Origin of the sequence: Streptomyces sp. NPDC053431 (genome assembly GCF_044544925.1) — a bacterium.
In the GTDB taxonomy this organism is placed as follows: Bacteria; Actinomycetota; Actinomycetes; order Streptomycetales; family Streptomycetaceae; genus Streptomyces.
The window spans coordinates 368,931-387,286 of the sequence record NZ_JBITXX010000003.1 but is presented as its reverse complement, the minus strand read 5'-3'; the positions used below and the strand labels follow the sequence as shown (position 1 = coordinate 387,286).

20 protein-coding genes are annotated in these 18,356 nt (G+C 74.5%); 15 read left to right on the top strand and 5 right to left on the bottom strand.

Annotated elements, in window-relative coordinates; all coding sequences use genetic code 11:
* Nucleotides 1–19 precede the first annotated feature (19 nt).
* On the top strand, nt 20–1,459 hold the full coding sequence (gene cobJ, locus ACIGXE_RS11230) for a precorrin-3B C(17)-methyltransferase (RefSeq protein ID WP_399746349.1): 1,440 nt from the start codon (nt 20–22) through the stop codon (nt 1,457–1,459).
* A gap of 40 nt (nt 1,460–1,499) precedes the next feature.
* Here cobJ and ACIGXE_RS11225 read toward each other — a convergent pair whose 3' ends face one another.
* Both ACIGXE_RS11225 and ACIGXE_RS11220 read right to left on the bottom strand, forming a co-directional pair.
* Nucleotides 1,500–3,083, bottom strand: coding sequence for a serine hydrolase (locus tag ACIGXE_RS11225; RefSeq protein ID WP_399745820.1), 1,584 nt, complete (start codon nt 3,081–3,083; stop codon nt 1,500–1,502).
* Nucleotides 3,084–3,120: 37 nt separating this feature from the next.
* Nucleotides 3,121–3,861: a cobalt-precorrin-6A reductase gene (locus ACIGXE_RS11220; RefSeq protein WP_399745818.1), complete on the bottom strand. Its 741-nt coding sequence runs from the start codon at nt 3,859–3,861 to the stop codon at nt 3,121–3,123.
* Nucleotides 3,862–3,882: 21 nt separating this feature from the next.
* Here ACIGXE_RS11220 and ACIGXE_RS11215 point away from each other — a divergent pair, with 21 nt between their 5' ends.
* From ACIGXE_RS11215 to ACIGXE_RS11205, 3 genes are all read left to right on the top strand, one after another.
* Entirely contained in the window at nt 3,883–5,004 is a 1,122-nt protein-coding gene (locus ACIGXE_RS11215) for a cobalt-precorrin-5B (C(1))-methyltransferase (RefSeq protein WP_399745816.1), read from the top strand.
* An 89-nt stretch (nt 5,005–5,093) separates the two neighbouring features.
* Nucleotides 5,094–5,645 (top strand): GNAT family N-acetyltransferase, encoded by a 552-nt coding sequence (locus ACIGXE_RS11210; protein ID WP_399745813.1) that lies wholly within the window; start codon nt 5,094–5,096, stop codon nt 5,643–5,645.
* 103 nt (nt 5,646–5,748) lie between these two features.
* A complete protein-coding gene (locus ACIGXE_RS11205; RefSeq protein WP_099895366.1) occupies nt 5,749–5,823 on the top strand; it encodes a 50S ribosomal protein bL37 in 75 nt (24 codons plus the stop codon).
* A 21-nt stretch (nt 5,824–5,844) separates the two neighbouring features.
* Here ACIGXE_RS11205 and cobM read toward each other — a convergent pair whose 3' ends face one another.
* Together cobM and cbiE are read right to left on the bottom strand one after the other, a co-directional pair.
* The gene (gene cobM / locus ACIGXE_RS11200; protein WP_399745811.1) at nt 5,845–6,594 is read right to left on the bottom strand and encodes a precorrin-4 C(11)-methyltransferase; all 750 of its coding nucleotides are present in this window, start codon (nt 6,592–6,594) and stop codon (nt 5,845–5,847) included.
* Nucleotides 6,595–6,602: 8 nt separating this feature from the next.
* Nucleotides 6,603–7,817, bottom strand: coding sequence for a precorrin-6y C5,15-methyltransferase (decarboxylating) subunit CbiE (cbiE, locus tag ACIGXE_RS11195; RefSeq protein ID WP_399745809.1), 1,215 nt, complete (start codon nt 7,815–7,817; stop codon nt 6,603–6,605).
* Between the two features lie 182 nt (nt 7,818–7,999).
* Between cbiE and ACIGXE_RS11190 the strand changes: the two genes are divergently transcribed.
* The 5 genes from ACIGXE_RS11190 to ACIGXE_RS11170 all read left to right on the top strand — a co-directional run bounded on the left by ACIGXE_RS11190 (nt 8,000) and on the right by ACIGXE_RS11170 (nt 11,290).
* A complete protein-coding gene (locus ACIGXE_RS11190; protein ID WP_399746347.1) occupies nt 8,000–9,079 on the top strand; it encodes an LLM class flavin-dependent oxidoreductase in 1,080 nt (359 codons plus the stop codon).
* 4 nt (nt 9,080–9,083) lie between these two features.
* On the top strand, nt 9,084–9,713 hold the full coding sequence (locus ACIGXE_RS11185; protein WP_399745807.1) for an FMN reductase: 630 nt from the start codon (nt 9,084–9,086) through the stop codon (nt 9,711–9,713).
* An 80-nt stretch (nt 9,714–9,793) separates the two neighbouring features.
* Nucleotides 9,794–10,243, top strand: a complete 450-nt coding sequence (locus ACIGXE_RS11180) for a universal stress protein (protein WP_399745805.1) — start codon at nt 9,794–9,796, stop codon at nt 10,241–10,243.
* 57 nt (nt 10,244–10,300) lie between these two features.
* Nucleotides 10,301–10,669, top strand: coding sequence for a VOC family protein (locus tag ACIGXE_RS11175; protein ID WP_399745803.1), 369 nt, complete (start codon nt 10,301–10,303; stop codon nt 10,667–10,669).
* 93 nt (nt 10,670–10,762) lie between these two features.
* Nucleotides 10,763–11,290: a hypothetical protein gene (locus ACIGXE_RS11170; protein WP_399745801.1), complete on the top strand. Its 528-nt coding sequence runs from the start codon at nt 10,763–10,765 to the stop codon at nt 11,288–11,290.
* Between the two features lie 7 nt (nt 11,291–11,297).
* On the opposite strand, the gene ACIGXE_RS11165 is transcribed toward ACIGXE_RS11170, so the two are convergent.
* A complete protein-coding gene (locus ACIGXE_RS11165; RefSeq protein ID WP_399745799.1) occupies nt 11,298–11,702 on the bottom strand; it encodes a hypothetical protein in 405 nt (134 codons plus the stop codon).
* Between the two features lie 241 nt (nt 11,703–11,943).
* On the opposite strand from ACIGXE_RS11165, the gene ACIGXE_RS11160 reads away from it, so the two are divergent.
* The 6 genes from ACIGXE_RS11160 (at nt 11,944) to ACIGXE_RS11135 (ending at nt 18,262) form a co-directional block, all read left to right on the top strand.
* Complete coding sequence (locus tag ACIGXE_RS11160; RefSeq protein WP_399745797.1) at nt 11,944–12,378, top strand: hypothetical protein; 435 nt, start codon at nt 11,944–11,946, stop codon at nt 12,376–12,378.
* Nucleotides 12,375–12,875: a hypothetical protein gene (locus ACIGXE_RS11155; RefSeq protein ID WP_399745795.1), complete on the top strand. Its 501-nt coding sequence runs from the start codon at nt 12,375–12,377 to the stop codon at nt 12,873–12,875. The genes ACIGXE_RS11160 and ACIGXE_RS11155 overlap by 4 nt, the downstream gene beginning before the upstream one ends.
* Nucleotides 12,876–12,942: 67 nt before the next feature.
* Entirely contained in the window at nt 12,943–13,179 is a 237-nt protein-coding gene (locus ACIGXE_RS11150) for a DUF2630 family protein (RefSeq protein ID WP_399745793.1), read from the top strand.
* A 46-nt stretch (nt 13,180–13,225) separates the two neighbouring features.
* Nucleotides 13,226–15,172: an FUSC family protein gene (locus tag ACIGXE_RS11145; protein WP_399745791.1), complete on the top strand. Its 1,947-nt coding sequence runs from the start codon at nt 13,226–13,228 to the stop codon at nt 15,170–15,172.
* A 274-nt stretch (nt 15,173–15,446) separates the two neighbouring features.
* A complete protein-coding gene (locus ACIGXE_RS11140) occupies nt 15,447–16,946 on the top strand; it encodes an APC family permease (protein ID WP_399745789.1) in 1,500 nt (499 codons plus the stop codon).
* 293 nt (nt 16,947–17,239) lie between these two features.
* Nucleotides 17,240–18,262, top strand: coding sequence for a hypothetical protein (locus ACIGXE_RS11135; RefSeq protein ID WP_399745787.1), 1,023 nt, complete (start codon nt 17,240–17,242; stop codon nt 18,260–18,262).
* Nucleotides 18,263–18,356 lie beyond the last annotated feature (94 nt).

The window sequence follows — 18,356 nt, the reverse complement described above, 5'->3', positions numbered from 1 at the left end:
GCCCGGCGACCCGAACCTGATGACCGTGGCCGCGGTGAAGGCCATCGCCGAGGCCGACGTCGTCGCCTACCACTCGGCGCGGCACGGCCGGTCCATCGCGCGCTCCATCGCGGCCGAGCACCTCCGGCCGGACCACATCGAGGAGCGGCTGATGTACCCGCTCACGGTGGAGACCACCGACCACCCCGGCGGCTACCGGGGCGCGCTCGACGACTTCTACGAGGAGGCCGCGGCGCGCCTCGCCGCGCACCTCGACGCCGGCCGCACGGTCGCCGTCCTCGCCGAGGGCGACCCGCTCTTCTACGGCTCCTACCAGCACATGCACAAGCGGCTCGCGCACCGCTACGACACCACCGTCATCCCCGGCGTCACGTCCGTGAGCGCCGCCGCGGCCCGCCTCGGCGAGCCGCTGTGCGAGGCGGAGGAGGTGCTGACGATCATCCCCGGCACCCTGCCGGAGGACGAGCTGACCGCCCGCCTCGCGGGCACCGACTCGGCCGTCGTGATGAAGCTCGGCCGCACCTTCCCCACCGTGCGGCGGGCCCTGGAGCGGGCGGGCCGGCTGGAGGACGCGCGGTACGTGGAGCGCGCGTTCATGGCGGGCGAGCGCACGGGGGACCTGGCCGACGTCGACCCCTCCTCGGTCCCGTACTTCTCGGTGGCGGTCCTCCCCTCCCGCATCGACGCCGTGGCCCCCGAGTCCCGCGAGACCGCCGGCGAGGTCGTGGTCGTCGGCACCGGTCCGGCCGGCGCCCCCTGGCTGACCCCCGAGTCCCGCGGCGCGCTCGTCAACGCCGACGACCTCGTCGGCTACACCACCTACCTCGACCGGGTCCCGGTCCTGCGGGCGAGCCAGCGCCGCCACGGCTCGGACAACAAGGTCGAGTCGGAGCGCGCCGAGTTCGCCCTCGACCTGGCCCGCCGCGGCCGCCGCGTCGCCGTCGTGTCGGGCGGCGACCCGGGCGTCTTCGCGATGGCGACGGCGGTCCTGGAAGTCGCCTCCGAACCGGCGTACGCCGACATCCCGGTACGGGTCCTGCCGGGCGTGACCGCCGCCAACGCGGCCGCCGCCGCGGCCGGCGCCCCGCTCGGCCACGACTACGCCACCATCTCCCTCTCGGACCGCCTCAAGCCCTGGGACGTCATCGCCCGCCGCGTCCGCGCCGCCGCGGAGGCCGACCTGGTGCTCGCCATCTACAACCCGGGCTCCCGGTCCCGCACCCACCAGGTGGCCGCCGCCCGCGACCTCCTCCTCGAACTCCGCTCCCCCGACACCCCCGTCGTCGTCGCCCGCGACGTGGGCGGCCCGGAGCAGTCCGTCCGGGTCCTGACCCTGAAGACCCTGGACCCGTCCGAGGTCGACATGCGCACCCTGCTCCTGATCGGCTCCTCGCAGACCCGGGTCACGGAGCGGGCGGACGGCCGGACGATCGCGTGGACGCCGCGGCGGTACGGCTAGATCGAGCTGCCCGGTCCGACCGCCACCCGGCCGGCGGGCGTCACGACTGCCCGCCGCTCCGGGTGAACGTGCCCAGCCCCTCGGTGTTCAGGTACTCGACGGTGAACGCCTTGCCGTCCGGGGTGAAGGTGACCCCGGTGCGGCCGACGGCGTTCTCGCCGGCGGTCTCGAAGCTGAACGTGTCGCCGTCGTAGTGGGTGAGCGGATACGACTGGGGCTTTGGTCCCAGACGGAGGGTCAGGGCGCCGTTCCGGTCGGCGACGACCTGCGCCCGCCCGTAGTAAGGGCTCTCGAACGTGCCGGTGTAGGTGGCGGCGGCCTGCGCGGGCGTGGCGTCGGCCGGCGGGTGCGCGTAGTCGGTCTTCGACCGGCCCGCCTCCGCCTCCTGCTGGTACAGGGCGTCCACGAGGGGGATCCAGTCGCGGCTGATCCGGCCGGTCTGGGCGATGTCGAAGAAGTCGAGGGCGACGGCGTCGGCGACGCCGACCGGTGACGTGTTGGTGAGGACGACGATGCCGAGCTGCTCGCCGGGCAGCATCGTGACGTTGGTGTGCGCGCCCTCGGCGAACGCTCCCGTGTGGGAGAGCCGGAGGCGGCCCTCGTCGTCGTAACTCACGTTCCAGCCCAGGCCGTAGAAGCCGGCGCGGCCGGCCGGCGCGGGCGGCGGGGCGAGCACCGACTCGGGCCAGTGGGTGCGCTCCAGGGCGTCCGCCCCGACGATCCGCCGGCCGTCGAGCGTGCCGTTCGCGAGCTGCAGCTTCAGCCAGGTCGCCATGTCGCGGGCGGTGGAACTGACACCGCCGGCGGGCGACTGCGCGTCCGGGTCCCGTACGAACTCCGGCTTCCAGGCGCCGCCGACCTTCACGTGCCCCCAGGCCCGGTCGGGGGCCTTCACGAAGTCCTCGAAGCGCGAACTGGTGGAGTTCATGCCGGCCGGCTTGTAGAGGACGTCCTCGGCGAGCTTCTCCCAGGGCACGCCCTTCTGGTCGGCGACGGCCTCCGCGGCCGCCGTGAGGCCGAAGTTGGTGTAGGCGTAGCTCGCGCGGAACGGCGTGAGGGGCTCGTGGCGCAGGTGGGACAGGATGTACGCCCGGTCGTAGCCGAGGTCCTCCAGGAGGTCGCCGGCGTGGTCCGGGAGGCCGCTGCGGTGCGAGAAGAGGTCGGCGACCGTCACGTGGGAGGTGACCCAGGGGTCCTTGAGGGCGAAGCCCGGCACGTGCGGCGCGACGGGCTCGGTCCAGCCGTCGACGCCCACGGCTCCGGAGACGACCGTGGAGGCGATGGGCTTCGAGACGGAGGCCAGCTGGAAGACCGTGTCGACGTCCACGGCCGCCTTCTCGCCGGCCTTCCGCACCCCGTACCCCTTCAGGTGCACGACCTTGCCCTTGTGGACGACGGCGACGGCGACACCCGGCGCCCCGGTGCGTCTCATGGCGTCCCGCACCACCCCGTCGAGCCGGGCGACGGCCCGGTTCACGTCCCCGTCGTCGAGCTGCGGCGGCGGCTGGGGCGGAGGCGGGGAAGGGGAGGGGGAGGGCCCGGGCGCGGCGGCGGCGACAGGGGGCGCGCCGACACCGAGCAGAGCCACCAACCCGACCGCGGCAAACCGTCGAACGGTACTCATCTCTCCATTCAAGGCCGGGCACGGGCGTCTGTCGCGCTCAGCGCCCGTCCCGCTCCCGCGCCGCGGCCCACGCCGCCGCCTCCTCCGCCGTCGTCGCCGTCGGGACGCCGGTCGGTACGGGCGGGCGGCGGACCACGACGACCGGGATGCCGGCCTCGCGGGCGGCGGTGAGTTTGGGGGCGGTCGCGGCGGCGCCGCTGTCCTTGGTGACGAGGACGTCGATGCGGTGGGCGGCGAGCAGGGCGCGTTCGCCGTCGAGGGTGAACGGGCCGCGGTCCAGGAGGACTTCGGTGCGGGCCGGCATCGGGGCCTCGGGGGCGTCGACGGAGCGGACCAGGAACCATTCGGGGCGGTCGGCGAAGGTGGCGAGGCCCATGCGGCCGGTGGTGAGGAAGACCCGGTCGCCGAGGCCGTCGAGGGCGGCCGCGGCCTCCGCCAGGGAGGCCACGTCGTGCCACCGGTCGCCGTCCACCGGGACCCAGCCGGGACGGCGCAGGGCGAGCAGGGGAACATGGGCGGTGGCGGCCGCCGCGGCCGCGTTGAAACTGATCCGCTCGGCGAAGGGATGGGTGGCGTCGATGACCGCGTCCACGGCGTGCTCCCGCAGCCAGGCGGCGAGCCCCTCCGGCCCGCCGAAGCCGCCGATCCGGACCTCCCCGGCCGGCAGCCGGGGCGCCGCGACCCGCCCGGCGAGGGAGCTCGTGACGCGGACCCGCGGGTGGAGCAGCCCGGCCAGGGCGCGGGCCTCGCTCGTCCCGCCGAGGATGAGTACGTGCATGGGAATCCTGGGAGTCCGTTCATGAGTTCCGGCGGGCGTGCGGCCCAACTCAAGCACACCGGTCTGCGCCCCGGCTGGACGACCGGCGCCTGCGCGACGGCGGCGACGACCGCCGCCTACACGGCGCTGCTCACCGGGGACTTCCCGGACCCGGTGACGATCACCCTGCCGAAGGGGCACACGCCGTCCTTCGCGCTGGCCGTGGAGTCGACGGGGCCGGACTCCGCGACGGCCGGCGTGGTGAAGGACGCCGGGGACGACCCGGACGTCACGCACGGCGCGCTGATCCGCTCGACGGTACGGCTGCTCCCGGCCGGCTCGGGAGTCGTCTTCAAGGCCGGTGAGGGCGTCGGCACCGTGACCCTGCCCGGGCTGCCCCTCGACGTCGGCGAACCGGCGATCAACCCGGTCCCCCGCCAGATGATGCGGGACCACGTCGCCGAGGTCGCGGCGGCCCACGGCGGCACCGGCGACGTCGAGATCACCCTCTCCGTCGACCACGGCGCAGAGATCGCCCGCTCCACCTGGAACCCGCGGATCGGCATCCTCGGCGGCCTGTCCATCCTCGGCACCACCGGGGTCGTCGTCCCCTACTCCTGCTCGGCCTGGATCGACTCCATCCGGCGCGGCGTCGACGTGGCCCGGGCCGGCGGCCTCACGCACGTCGCCGGCTGCACGGGCTCCACGTCCGAGAAGACCGTGACCGGCCTCTACGAGCTGCCGGAGATCGCCCTGCTCGACATGGGCGACTTCGCGGGCGCCGTCCTCAAGTACATCCGCCGCCACCCGGTCGACCGGCTCACCCTCTGCGGCGGCTTCGCGAAGCTCTCCAAGCTGGCCGCCGGCCACCTGGACCTGCACTCCGCCCGCTCCCAGGTCGACAAGGGCTTCCTCGCCGACCTGGCGCGTACGGGCGGCGCCACCGAGGCCCTGGCCGCCGAGATCGCCGACGCCAACACCGGCCTCGCCGCCCTCCGCCTCTGCGAGGCCGCCGGCGTCCCGCTCGGCGACCTCGTCGCCGCCCGGGCCCGCGACGAGGCCCTCGCCGTCCTGCGCGGCGCCCCGGTCGCGGTGGACGTCGTCTGCATCGACCGCGCGGGCGTGGTGGTGGGGCGGTCGACCCCGGCCGGCCCGGGCGCGTAGTCCAGGCGGCCCGGCGCGGCGGGAGCCCGCGGCTCGCCGAGGAATGTAATTCGTGCGACGCGGCCGCCGGGGCGCCGCAGAATGCCCGGATGGCCGACTTCTCGTACAAGCCCACCCTCACCGGCGAACGCGTCATCCTCCGCCCCGTCACCGAGGACGACGTCCCCGCGCTGCTGCCGATGTTCGACGACCCCGAGATCGACCGGCTGACCGGAAACCACACCCGCTTCGACGAGCCCACGCTGCGCAAGTGGTACGGCTCGCGCGGTGCCCAGGACGACCGGCTCGACCTGGCCGTGGTGGAGCGGGCGACGGGCCGGGTCGTGGGCGAGGCGGTCCTCAACGAGTGGGACCCCGGCAACGAGAGCTGCGCCTTCCGGATCTGCTTCACCCCGGAAGGGGTCGGCCGCGGCCTCGGTACCGAGGCCACCCGCCTCATCGTCGGCCACGCCTTCGAGGGCCTGGGCCTCTACCGCGTCTGGCTGGAGGTCTACGCCTTCAACCCGCGCGCCCGCCGCGCCTACGAGAAGGCCGGCTTCCGTGCGGAGGGCGTGCTCCGCGGGGCCCTGCTGTGGGAGGGCGAACGGGTGGACGCGACGCTGATGTCGGCGCTGGCGCCGGAGTGGGCGGCGGCCGGCTGACGGGGCGGGAAGGCGCGGCGCGCCGCGCCGACGGCCGGCGTGCGGGCCGCGGGGCCCGAACCTAGGCTGGCCCCGGCAGTGTTCCCACACGAGAGGGAGTCCCATGGCCAAGCGCGGCAACAAGAAGCGGGCCCGGAAGAAGAAGAAGGCGAACCACGGCAAGCGGCCGAACGCCTGAGTCGTCCGGCCGCGGGGGCCGTCAGCAGGTGTGGCGGTCCCGGGCCGGGTCGTAGAGGTGGCTGTCGCGGAACTCCGAGGCCGCCAGCGTGCGGCCCACGACGATGACGGCCGTCTTCGTGATGCCCGCGGCCCTCACCTGGTCCGCGATGTCCTCCAGCGTGCCGCGCAGCACGACCTCGTCGGGACGGCTGGCCATCGCGACGACGGCGGCCGGGCAGTCCGCGCCGTAGTGCGGGACGAGCTCGGCGACGATCCGGTCGACGTAGCGGGCGCCGAGGTGGAGGACCAGCAGCGCGCCGCTGCGGCCCAGGGTCGCCAGGTCCTCGCCCTCCGGCATGGGGGTGGCCTGCTGGGCGATGCGGGTGAGGATGACGGTCTGGCCGACGGTCGGGACCGTCAGTTCCCGCTTCAGCGCCGCCGCGGCCGCCGCGAAGGCCGGGACGCCCGGCACGACCTCGTACGGGATGCCGGCCGCGTCCAGGCGGCGCATCTGCTCGGCCATGGCACTGAACACGGACGGGTCGCCGGAGTGCAGCCGGGCCACGTCCTGGCCGGCCGCGTGGGCGGCGGCGATCTCGGCGACGATCTGGTCGAGGTCCATCTTCGCCGTGTCGACGAGCTTCGCGTCCGCCGGGCACTCGGCGAGCAGCTCGGTCGGCACGAGCGAGCCGGCGTAGAGGCAGACCCCGCACTTCGCCAGGGTCCGCGCGCCGCGCACGGTGATCAGGTCGGCCGCGCCGGGGCCCGCGCCGATGAAGTAGACGGTCATCTCTGTGTTCAACCCTTCGTTACGGACCACTGGGTGACCGGCATGGCCTGGCGCCAGCCGGTGAAGCCGCCCACGGGCACGGCGGCGGCGACCGCGAGCCGGACCAGCTCGCCGCCGTGCCGCCGGTAGCGGTCGGCGAGCAGCGCCTCGGACTCCAGGGTCACGGTGTTGGCGACGAGCCGGCCGCCGGCCGGGAGCGCGTCCCAGCAGGCGTCGAGCAGACCGGGCGCGGTCAGGCCGCCGCCGACGAAGATCGCGTCGGGGGTGGGCAGGCCGGTGAGCCCGGCGGGCGCGGCGGCCGTGACGACCCTCAGGGCCGGTACGCCGAGGGCGGCGGCGTTGCGCTCGATGCGCGCCGCGCGCTCGGGCTGCTTCTCGACCGCGATCGCCCGGCAGCCGCGGTGGGCCCGCATCCATTCGATGCCGATGGAGCCGGAGCCGCCGCCGATGTCCCAGAGGAGTTCGCCGGGGGCGGGGGCGAGCGCGGCGAGGGTGGCCGCGCGCACGTACCGCTTGGTGAGCTGCCCGTCGTGCTCGTACGCCTCGTCGGGCAGGCCGGGCGTGGTGCCGAGCCGGAGCGTGTCCGGGTCGCGTACGCAGTCGAGGGCCAGGACGTGGAGGGCGTCGGTCCGCTCGTACGGCCAGTCGGCGGCGGTGCCGTCGAGGACCCGCTCGCCGGGGCCGCCGAGCTGCTCCAGGACCCGGATCCGGGTGCCGCCCCAGCCGCGGGCGCGCAGCAGCTCCGCGACGCGCGCGGGGCTCTCGGGGCCCTCGCCGAGCAGGAGGAGCCGGCGCCCGTCGTGCAGGGCGGCGGTGAGCGCGTCGAGCGGCCGGGCGACGAGGGAGATCGTCTCGGTGGCCTCCAGGGGCCAGCCGAGGCGGGCGCAGGCGTACGAGACGGAGGAGGGGTGCGGCCGGACGTCGAGGCGCTCGGGGCCGACGAGCTCGGCGAGCGTGCGGCCGATCCCGTAGAAGAGGGGGTCGCCGCTGGCGAGGACGGCGACGCGGCGCCCCTCGTGGGCGGCGAGCAGGCCGGGGACGGCGGGGCGCAGCGGGCTGGGCCAGGGGACCCGGGTGCCGGGGCAGTCGGCGGCGGGCAGCAGGTCGAGCTGGCGGGGGCCGCCGATCAGGACCTCGGCGGCGCGCAGGGTGCGGCGGGAGGCCTCGGGGAGTCCGTCCCAGCCGTCCGCGCCGATTCCGACGACCGATATCGCAGCGTTCACGTCGGGGACTTTACGGGAGGCCCTTCCGAGGGGCGGGAACCGGCCGCCCGGGGGCTACTTCTGGGCGTTCTCCAGATCGGTCATGCCCTCCAGCGTACGGACCCGGAATACGTCGGGGGGTGGCGCCGTTAGGGGTGATGGTTTAAGATTCAACCAAAACTTGGAAGCGAGAGGTGAGCACGATGCAGTTCGGGATCTTCACCGTCGGCGACGTGACGACCGACCCCACCACCGGCCGGACCCCCACCGAGCACGAGCGGATCAAGAACACCGTCGCCATCGCGCTCAAGGCGGAGGAGGTCGGCCTGGACGTCTTCGCGACCGGCGAGCACCACAACCCGCCCTTCGTCCCGTCCTCCCCGACGACCCTCCTCGGGCACATAGCCGCCCGCACGGAGAACCTGATCCTGTCTACCTCCACCACCCTGATCACCACCAACGACCCGGTGAAGATCGCCGAGGACTACGCCACCCTCCAGCACCTCGCCGACGGCCGCGTGGACCTGATGATGGGCCGCGGCAACACCGGCCCGGTCTACCCGTGGTTCGGCCAGGACATCCGCCAGGGCATCCCGCTCGCCATCGAGAACTACGCGCTCCTCCACAGGCTGTGGAGGGAGGACGTGGTCGACTGGGAGGGCAAGTTCCGCAGCGCCCTCCAGGGCTTCACGTCCACCCCGCGCCCGCTCGACGGCGTCCCGCCGTTCGTCTGGCACGGCTCCATCCGCTCCCCCGAGATCGCCGAACAGGCCGCCTACTACGGCGACGGATTCTTCGCGAACCACATCTTCTGGCCCAAGCAGCACACCGAGAAGATGGTCCGTCTCTACCGGCAGCGGTACGCGCACTACGGCCACGGCACCCCCGAGCAGGCCGTCGTCGGTCTCGGCGGCCAGGTCTTCCTGCGCAAGAACTCGCAGGACGCGGTACGGGAGTTCCGCCCGTACTTCGACAACGCGCCCGTGTACGGCCACGGTCCGTCCCTGGAGGAGTTCAGCCGCGAGACCCCGCTGACCGTCGGCTCGCCGCAGGAGGTCATCGAACGCACCCTGTCCTTCCGCGAGTACGTCGGCGACTACCAGCGCCAGCTCTTCCTGGTCGACCACGCGGGGCTGCCGCTGAAGACGGTCCTGGAGCAGCTGGACCTCCTCGGCGAGGAGGTCGTCCCGGTGCTGCGCAAGGAGTTCGAGAACCTGCGCCCGGCCGACGTCCCGGCGACCGCCCCGCTCCACCCGGCCGTCACGGCCAAGAAGGAGGCATGACCCCGTGCGCACCCTGAAGCTGATCGCCGTCTCGGCCGGCCTCAGCAGCCCCTCCTCCACCCGGCTGCTCGCCGACCGCCTCCTCCAGGCCGCCCGCTACCGGCTGGCCGAGCAGGAGTACGCGGTCGACGTCGAGGTCGTCGAACTGCGCGACCTGGCCGTCGACATCGCGAAGAACCTCGTCACCGGCTTCCCCTCGGAGAAGCTCCGGGAGACGATCGACAAGGTCACCGGCGCGGACGGGGTCATCGCCGTGACCCCGGTCTTCACCGCCTCGTACAGCGGCCTGTTCAAGTCCTTCTTCGACCTGATCGACCCGGCCGCGCTGACCGGGACCCCGGTCCTCATCGGCGCGACCGGCGGCACCGCCCGCCACTCCCTCGTCCTCGACCACGCCCTCCGCCCGCTCTTCGCCTACCTGCGGGCCCTGATCGCCCCGACCGCCGTCTACGCGGCCTCGGAGGACTGGGGCTCGGGCGGCGACGAGTACACCGAAGGCCTGCCGTCCCGGATCACCCGGGCCGGCACCGAGTTCGCGGACCTGGTCGGCGCGCGGCCGGCCCGGGAGGAGGCCGAGGCCGACGAGGACGTCGTCCCGTTCGAGCGGCAGTTGGCCGACCTGCGTCTGGACTGATCCGTTTACGCCGCCGTTCTCGGGCGAGGCGCCCCCCGAGAACAGCGGCACACGACAGCGACGACGAACGGAGTTCGGCGATGACCGGCGGCAGGATCGTGGTGGGCGTGGACGGATCGGAGTCCTCCCTGAAGGCGCTGAAGTGGGCGGCCCGGCAGGCCACCGTCGCCGGGGACTCCCTCCACGCGGTGATCGGCTGGGAGTACCCGGCGTCCTGGTCGACGCTCATGCCGGGCGTGCCGCCGGAGTTCGACGCGGAGCGGCTCGCCCGGCAGATCCTCGACGAGTCCCTGGCCAGGGCCCTCACCCCGGAGACCGCCGCCGCGACCACCCGCACGGTCGCGAGCGGCAACCCCGCCCAGGTCCTCGTCGACCAGGCCGAGGGCGCGAACCTCCTGGTGGTCGGCGACCGCGGCCACACCGGCTTCAAGGCGGCCGTCCTGGGCTCCGTCTCCTCCAACGTCACGCACCACGCGCCGTGTCCGGTGGTGGTCGTCCGGGGAGAGGCCCGAGGGGACGAGGAGGGCTGACGGCGTCGGCCGGGCGCTCGTCATGCGGCCCGCGGCCCGGCGGCGGAAGATGCCCTCATGGACATCAAGCTCGAACTGATCGGGGTGCCCGTCAGCGACGTCGACCGGGCCAAGGCCTTCTACGAGCAGGTCGGGTTCCACGCCGATCACGACGTGACCGTCAGCGAGGCGATCCGCTTCGTCCAGATGACGCCGCCCGGCTCCGCCTGTTCGATCGCCTTCGGGAAGGGGATCACCGAGATGGACCCGGGCTCCCTGGACAACATGCAGGTGGTCGTCGCCGACATCGAGGAGGCGTACGCCGACCTCAGGGCCCGGGGCATCGAGGTCAGTCCGATCGACGACCAGCCGTGGGGGTCCTTCGTCTACTTCGCCGACCCCGACGGCAACCGCTGGGCCGTGCAGCAGACCACGCCCCGGCCGTGATCCCGGCCGACGACGGCGCCTCCGCCGTGCGGCGGAGGCGGTTCGGCCGTCGCGGCGACGCGGGCGGGGCGCCGGCGGCGCGAGGCTGCTGTCATGCCGATGATCAACGCTCTGCCGACCGTGCCCCGTTGGGCCGCGCTCGCCGCCCACGCCGTCCCTCTCGTCGTCCTCCCCTCGGGCCTGTGGCGGTTCGCGCTCGTCGCCGGACTCCCGGTCACCCAGGACGCCGGCGCCGGATTCGGCTCCGCCGTCCACGGACTCGGCGAGTCCGTGTACGTGGTGTCCCTGAGCCTCGTGTCGGAGCTGCTCGCCTTCCTGACGCTGGGGCTCGTCCGCGCCTGGGGCGAGGTCTTCCCGCGTTGGATGCCGCTCCTCGGCGGGCGCCCGGTGAACCCCACCGCCGCGACCGCCGCCGCCCTCGCCGGAGTGGCCGGGCTGTGCGCGCTCGCGGTGTGGGGGGCCTACGCGGCACACGCCGGGCTCGGCCCGGGGATCCCGGTCTCACCGGCCCAGGACGCCGTACTCGTCGCCTGTTACGCGCCGCTCGTCGCCTGGCCCGTCCTGCTGGCGGCGGTGGCGGTCGCCTACCACCGGCGCCGGCGGCACGGGCTCGGCCGGTAGCGCGCCGTCAGTACGGCGCGGGGCGGCCGGCGGCGTCCTCGTGCGTGTAGAAGAGGTAGTAGGCGGCGGCTCCGGTGCACGCGGCGACGATGAGGCCGAGGAGCGTCGAGGAGTAGATGCTCGCGCCGGTGAGGCTGTAGAGGAAGCCGATCGCGATGCCGGCGAGGGCGCCCCAGGCGGCCGCGCGCAGCTCGCGCCTCAGCAGCCGGCCGTAACGGCGCATCGCGTACACGGCGACGGCGAGGACGACGCCGCTGATGACGCCGAGCCAGAACTGGCCCCAGCTGGTCGCGCCGCCCTGGCGGGCATTGGTCGGGGCGTAGAGGCCGTAGGCGATGCCGAGGGTGACCGGCAGCCCCCAGCCGTGCGTGCGGAAGTGCCTGCGGGCGGGTACCGCTGCGTGTGCGGCCATGGCGGAGGCTCCTTTCCCGCGCCTTCAGGTGCACCCTCCAGGGCACACCCGCGCCGCACCGCCCGCAAGTGGATCAGCCGGGGCGCGGACCGGATCGCGGACCGGAGCGAAGGACGTCTCGCGCGGGCGCCTCCCACGGCCGCCTCCCACGGGCGCCTCCCACGAGCGTCTCCCGCGGCCCTCTCACCCGTACGGCCCAGCAGAAGGTTCGGGACCGAACGGGCGCTCCCACGATGAGGCCATGAGCCAGAACACCGCACCCCCGCGCACATCACCGCAGCAGCCGAGCAGCGGCGGCTGGGCCGCCGGCGGCACCCTCTTCGCCGGTGTCCTGATGCTGGTCACCGGCATCATGGACGTCTTCCAGGGCATCGCCGGCATCGCCGAGGACAACGTCTACGCCCGGGTCGGCGACTACGTGTACAGGTTCAACCTGACCGCGTGGGGCGTGATCCACCTCTGCCTCGGCGTCGTCGTCGCCATCGCCGGCATCGGGATCCTCAGGGGCGCCGAGTGGGGCCGGGTCGCGGGCATCGCGCTCGCCTCGCTGAACGTCCTCGCCCAGTTCCTGTTCCTGCCCTACCAGCCGTGGTGGGCGCTGTTCTCGATGGCCGTGTCCGTCTTCGTCGTCTGGGCGCTGGCCTCGGACGACTCGTACGGACGCGAGCGCGTATGACCCGCCGCCACAGCCACCGCCACCGCCTCCGCGGCCAGGGCGGCAGCCTCCGCCGCCCCGGCCGTCGGGCCACGTCCGTGGCCGCCGTGATCCTCACCGTCGCCGCCTTCGGGCCGGCCCTCACCGGCTGCGACCAGGCGAAGGAAAAGGCGGGCGACATCGCCTCCTCCGCCACCGCGGCGGTCGCCTCGGCCGCGCAGGAGAAGATGAACCAGGTCAAGGACGGGGTGAACGCCACCGGCGACGTCAAGGCGGGACCGACGTCCGTCGACGGCGACCGGACCGTCGCCGAGATCACGGCGACCAACCCCGAGGACAAGAACGCCGACTACACGATCCTGGTCAACTTCCGCGACCCGGACGGCAATCTCCTGGACGCGGTCGTCGTGAACATCGACGGCGTCGAACCCGGGAGGTCCAAGTCCGGTACGGCCCGGAGCAACCGCTCGCTCTCCGGCGACACGAAGGCGCAGATCTCCCAGGCGCTGCGCCACTGACCGGCACGGCGGTGCCCGGCCCCCGCTCGACCTGCGGGCCGGGCACCGATCGGCCACGCTGGAAGGCATGGACAACGACGAGATCCTCGAGAACATCGGCGCCCTCGTCGAGGAGGAGCGCGCCCTGCGCTCGCGCACGGGCGGCCTCCTGGACGAGGAACGCACCCGCCTCGCCGAGGTCGAGGTGCAGCTCGACCAGTGCTGGGACCTGCTGCGGCAGCGCCGCGCCAAGACCGAATTCGGCGAGGATCCGGACACCGCGGCCCTCCGCCCCGCCGCCGAGGTGGAGAACTACCGCAGCTGACCCCGGGACGGCCGGGGCCCCGCCCCCCACCGCCTACGTTGGACGCATGGCGAAACCCCCACGGCTGTCCCCGCCCGCCTGGCTCACCGCCGGGCTCCGGCCGCAGCCCACGCCCGTGCCGTGGCCCGCGGTGCTCCGCGCGGCGGTCGCGCTCTCCGCCCCGCTCGCCGTCGGGCTCGCCACGGACCGGCCGGCCTACGGGGCCCTCGTGTCCATGGGCGCGCTGTCCGGGGTGATCGGCGACACCGCGGACGCCTACCGGATGCGGATGCTCAACATCGCCGTGCCGCAGCTCTTCGGCGCCCTGGGCGTCACGCTCGGCACCCTCGTCTTCGGACAGGGCTGGCTCGCCGTCGTCGTGCTCACGCTCGTGGCGCTCGTGTCGGGAATGATCTCGTCGATCGGCGCCGTCGCCTCCGTCTCCGGACTGGTCCTGCTCCTCAACGCCGTCGTCGGCGCCGGCCTGCCCATGCCCGAGCCCTGGTGGAAGGCACCGGTGCTGCTCGGCCTCGGCGGGGTCGTCGTCCTCGCGCTCACCCTGCTCGGGTGGCCCCTGCGCGGCGGGCAGCCCGAGCGGGCGGCCGTCGCCGGGACGTACCGGGCCGTCGCGGAGCTCTTCGAGGCCACCGGCACCGACGCGTACGACGAGCGACGGCAGGCCGTCACCGCCTCCCTCAACCAGTCGTACGACCTGGTCCTCGCCCGCCGCGCCCGCCAGCACGGCCGCGCGCCCACCCTGGTGCGTCTGCTGGCCCAGCTCAACGCGCTGATCCCGCTCCTGGAGGCCGCCCCCGCCGCCCACCTCGCGGCCCACCGCTTCCACCGGCCGCCACCGCCGCAGATCCCCACCGCCGTCCGGGCGCTCGCCGACGCCGTCGAGCAGGGCCGCACCGGCGGGCCCGAACCGGACCTCCCGGAGGCCCGCCGCCCGTCCGAGAAGGCCGTCGACGAGGCCGTGCGCTACGCCGCCACCGTCGTCCGCGGGGCCGAGCCCCGCGCGTACAACGTCGACGACGGGCTCGGGCGGCCGGCCGCCCTGCGGGTCCGGCTGTGGCGGGCCGGCCGCGGCGTCCTCCTGTCCGGCGCCTCCTGGCGCTACGGCCTGCGGCTCGCGCTCTGCATCGGCCTCGCCCAGGCCCTCGTCTCGCTCATCGCCGTGCCCCGCTCGTACTGGGTCGCGCTCACCGTCACCTTCGTCCTGAAGCCGGACTTCGGCTCGGTGTTCTCCCGGGCCGTGCTGCGCGCCCTCGGCACCGCCGGCGGACTGCTGCTCGCCGCGCCCGTGCTCGCCGCCGTGCCGCGCGGCTGGTGGGACGTGCCGGTGATCGCGGTGCTCGCCGCGCTCATCCCGGCCTTCTCGGCGAAGGGGTACGCCTTCCAGACCGCGGCCATCACCCCGGTCATCCTGCTCCTCTCCGACGTCCTCAACCACCAGGGCTTCCACCTGGTCCTGCCACGCCTCTACGACTCGCTCATCGGCTGCGCGATCACCCTGGTCGCCGGCTACCTGCTCTGGCCCGAGTCCTGGCACACCCGGGTCGCCGACCGGCTCGCCGACGCCGTCGCCGACACCGCCGGCTACGTCGCGCTGGCCTTCGCCCCGGGCGCGGGCGACACGGATCCCGGCGCGCGCCACCGGGCCCGGCGCAAGCTGTACCGGGACATGTCGGCCGTACGGTCGGAGTTCCAGCGCGCCCTGACCGAGCCCCCGCCCGCGGGCGACCTGGCCGCCGCCTGGTGGCCACTGGCCATCGCCGTCGAACGGATCGTGGACGCCACCACCGCCGCCCGGATCCGCGTCGACCACGGCGCGCCGGCCCCGGAGCCGGCCGAGGTCGCCGCCGTGGAGCGGCAGTTGCGGGAACTGGCGGACGGACTGCGGTCCAGCGAGGTGCTCGTGGAGGTCCGGGTGGACCTCGGCGGCGACGAGGACGGCGTGCTGGCCGCGCTGCGCCAGGAGGTGCGCGCGGCCCGCGCGACCGCCTCGCCGTGAGCGTGGCGGGCCGGCGCGTAAACCTCGCCAATGGGGCGTACGGAAGCCTTTACCGGTGGTAGCGGAACCCAACCCTCCCACTGCCGTTACCGGATCCCACGGGTACGACTACGATGCGCACGAATTCACCGTGACCGGCGTCCCCTCCCTGCCACAAGCGCCCTGGTGGCACGGTCACTTCCCGCCGCCCCCCACATCCCCTCCGCACGTTCCCCCCAGCCTGCTCCACCCCGCTCGACCCCTCCCCCCTCCCCACCGCCCCGAGGACACCGCCATGCGCACGACTCCCGGCAGAGCATCCGGCAGAGCCCCCGGCAGAGGCCTCCAGCCCAACGCCCTCGGCACGTTCGACACCATCGTGATGGCCGTGGCGGGCAGCGCGCCCGCCTACTCCCTCGCCGCCACCACCGCCGTGCTCTTCGGCGCGGTCGGCCTCGCCGGGCCCGCCGCGCTCCTCTACTGCGCGATACCCATGCTCGGCATCGTCCTCGCCTACGCCCGGCTGGGCCGGATCGACGTCAACGCGGGCGCCGGGTACTCCTGGGTGGGCCGCACCCTCCACCCGTTCCTCGGCTTCCTCTCCGGCTGGGCGCTGGTCTTCTCCGCCACCGTCTTCATGGTCGCCGGATCCCTCCCCGCCGGCACCCTGACGCTGTCCCTCCTCGCCCCCGAGCACGCCGACGACACCGCGCTGTCCTGCGCCGTCGGCGCCGGCTGGTTCCTGATGATGCTGCTCGTCGTCCTCGGCGGCGCGCGGCTCACCGTACGGGCCCAACTCCTCATGTCGGGCGTCGAGCTGATCGTCATGGTGGCCTTCGTCCTGGGCGCGCTGCTCCACCACGGCGGCGCCACCGCCTTCGACTGGTCCTGGTTCGGCCTCGGGCACTTCGGCGGCGCCTCCGGCTTCGCGTCCGGGGCGCTGATCGCCGCCTTCTACTACTGGGGCTGGGACGTCACCAGCAACCTCAGCGAGGAGACCCGCGACAGCCGCCGCACGGCCGGGCTCGCCGCCCTCGTCGGCATCGGCGTGGTGTTCCTGCTCTTCGAGGCCTTCACCGTGGCCGTCAACGTCCTGCTGACCGCCGATCAGATCGACCACGCCGACGCCAACGTGCTCGCCGTGCTCGGGCAGGAGATCTGGCCCGGCGTGGGCGGCAAGCTGCTGATCCTCGCGGTGCTCCTGTCCACCGTCGCCACCCTGGAGACCACCCTCATCCAGGTCACCCGCTCGCTCTTCGCCATGGGCCGCGACCGCACCCTCCCGGCCGCGCTCGGCACCGTCCACCGCCGCTGGAACACGCCGTGGGTGGCCGTCCTCGCGGTCGGCGCCGCCGCGCTCGTCATGTTCGCGGCCTCGGCCGCCGCCGGCTCGGTCGGCGAGGTCCTCGGCGACGCGGTGAGCGCGATCGGTCTGCAGATCGCGTTCTACTACGGCCTCGCGGGCATCGCCGCGGTCGTCGCGTACAAGAAGCTGCTGCTCGCCTCCGTACGGGACTTCCTCCTGGGCGGCCTGTGGCCGCTGCTGGGCTCGGCGTTCATGCTGTGGGTGTTCGTCGAGTCGCTCGGCGAGCTGTCCACCGCCTCGCGCGTCATCGGCCTGGGCGGCCTCGCCGTCGGCGTCGTGCCGATGCTCGTCTACTGGAAGAAGGGCAGCGCCTACTACCGGCCGGCCCGCCTCGACGCCGGCCGGGCCCTGGCCGCCGCCGAGCCCTACGCCTCGCCGGACTCACCGCGCGCCCGGCGGGCGGAGGAGTCCCTGGCCACCGACTTCTGACGGCGGGGGCGCGCGGACGGGCTTCCGCGACCCGCGGGCGCGGTGCCACGGACGCGCGCCGTACCGCGGGCCGGCCGGACAGGTACGGCCGGCGCGACTCGACCGACTCCACTGACTTCGCCGGCACCGCCGGCTTTGCCGGCACCGCTGGCTTTGTCGGTACCGCCGGCACCGCCGGCACCGCTGGCTTTGCCGGTACCGCCGGCACCGCTGGCACCGCTAGCTCCGCTGGTTCCGCTGGCACCGCCGGCTCCGCTGGTTCCGCTGGTTCCGCTTACGAGGGAGGTATCCGGATGGCCGCTCTGCGCCGCCCGTCGCGTTCGGGCCGGTCCTCGCGCGTCGCGCGCTTCACCCCGGACTTCGACCCGGACTTCGGCGATCGCGCGCTCACCGAGGCCCGCCACGACATGGTCATCGGCCGCTGGCAGGGCGTACGGGACCTGCTGGCGGCGACCGGCGAGCACTGGCCCCGCCGTACGCACCGGCTACGGCTCCTCTCGCACGCCGCCGCGGGCAGCTCGACCGTCGAGGCCTGGCGGGCGGCCGAGCCCGGCAACCCGGACGCGGCGGTGCTGCGGGCGGCGACCGAGGTGGTACGGGTCTTCGACACCGCCATCGCGGCCGGCCGGGGCGGCGCGGTCGACCGGGGCCGGATCGACGCGTCCGTGGACGCCTGCCTCGCGGCGGCGGAAGCGGCACCCGCCGACCCCATGCCGTGGGTCTCGCTGCTGTCGGTCGCCCGGCTGTACGAGGGCGGGGTGCCGCGCCGCCAACTGCACCACTGGTTCGCCGAGTTGCGCCGCCGGGACCCGTACAACACGGAGGGCCACACCCAGGTGCTGCGCTACTGGTCGGCGCGCTGGCACGGCACGCACGGCGCCATGTACGACTTCGCGCGGGACGCGGCGGGTGTGGCGCCGCCCGGTTCGCCGCTGCCGATCCTGGTGCAGATCGCGCGGGTCGAGGAGTACCGCTACATCGCGGACGGGGCGCTGGGCCGCGGCCCGGTGCGCGGCTTCGACCAGCACTGGAAGCACGAGCTGGCGGTGACGGAGCTGCTCCGTACCCACGCGCGCTGGATCGGCGGCCGGGAGCCGGGCAGCCCGGTGGCGCCGGAGGAGGTGGCGGACCTCAACTACCTGGCGCACGCGGCGTGCTACGCGGGCCAGGTGGAGGTGGCCCGGGAACTGCTCGGGCTCCTCGGCACACGGGCGGCGTGGGTCCCGTGGGTGTACACGGGGGAGCCGGAGGAGCAGTTCGTGAGGTTCCGGGAGGGCCTGGGGGTGGGCCCGGCGGCCGGACCGGCGACGGGCTGACGCCGCCGCCGACCCGGGGCTCGGACAGGGCGCGGGCCGACGCCCCCGTGGACGCCGGGGGCGGGCCGGCGCCCGCCCCCGGCGCGGGGCCGGT

Excerpts from the sequence above, each read along its gene's own strand:
- cobM (WP_399745811.1), bottom strand. The coding sequence starts at position 6,594 with ATGACCGTCTACTTCATCGGCGCGGGCCCCGGCGCGGCCGACCTGATC.
- ACIGXE_RS11155 (WP_399745795.1), top strand. The coding sequence starts at position 12,375 with ATGACCCGCCGCCACAGCCACCGCCACCGCCTCCGCGGCCAGGGCGGC.
- ACIGXE_RS11145 (WP_399745791.1), top strand. The coding sequence starts at position 13,226 with ATGGCGAAACCCCCACGGCTGTCCCCGCCCGCCTGGCTCACCGCCGGG.
- ACIGXE_RS11220 (WP_399745818.1), bottom strand. The coding sequence starts at position 3,861 with ATGCACGTACTCATCCTCGGCGGGACGAGCGAGGCCCGCGCCCTGGCC.
- ACIGXE_RS11180 (WP_399745805.1), top strand. The coding sequence starts at position 9,794 with ATGACCGGCGGCAGGATCGTGGTGGGCGTGGACGGATCGGAGTCCTCC.
- ACIGXE_RS11190 (WP_399746347.1), top strand. The coding sequence starts at position 8,000 with ATGCAGTTCGGGATCTTCACCGTCGGCGACGTGACGACCGACCCCACC.
- ACIGXE_RS11215 (WP_399745816.1), top strand. The coding sequence starts at position 3,883 with ATGAGTTCCGGCGGGCGTGCGGCCCAACTCAAGCACACCGGTCTGCGC.
- ACIGXE_RS11170 (WP_399745801.1), top strand. The coding sequence starts at position 10,763 with ATGCCGATGATCAACGCTCTGCCGACCGTGCCCCGTTGGGCCGCGCTC.
- ACIGXE_RS11175 (WP_399745803.1), top strand. The coding sequence starts at position 10,301 with ATGGACATCAAGCTCGAACTGATCGGGGTGCCCGTCAGCGACGTCGAC.
- ACIGXE_RS11225 (WP_399745820.1), bottom strand. The coding sequence starts at position 3,083 with ATGAGTACCGTTCGACGGTTTGCCGCGGTCGGGTTGGTGGCTCTGCTC.
- ACIGXE_RS11165 (WP_399745799.1), bottom strand. The coding sequence starts at position 11,702 with ATGGCCGCACACGCAGCGGTACCCGCCCGCAGGCACTTCCGCACGCAC.
- ACIGXE_RS11210 (WP_399745813.1), top strand. The coding sequence starts at position 5,094 with ATGGCCGACTTCTCGTACAAGCCCACCCTCACCGGCGAACGCGTCATC.
- ACIGXE_RS11135 (WP_399745787.1), top strand. The coding sequence starts at position 17,240 with ATGGCCGCTCTGCGCCGCCCGTCGCGTTCGGGCCGGTCCTCGCGCGTC.
- ACIGXE_RS11160 (WP_399745797.1), top strand. The coding sequence starts at position 11,944 with ATGAGCCAGAACACCGCACCCCCGCGCACATCACCGCAGCAGCCGAGC.
- ACIGXE_RS11150 (WP_399745793.1), top strand. The coding sequence starts at position 12,943 with ATGGACAACGACGAGATCCTCGAGAACATCGGCGCCCTCGTCGAGGAG.
- cobJ (WP_399746349.1), top strand. The coding sequence starts at position 20 with ATGACCGTGGCCGCGGTGAAGGCCATCGCCGAGGCCGACGTCGTCGCC.
- ACIGXE_RS11140 (WP_399745789.1), top strand. The coding sequence starts at position 15,447 with ATGCGCACGACTCCCGGCAGAGCATCCGGCAGAGCCCCCGGCAGAGGC.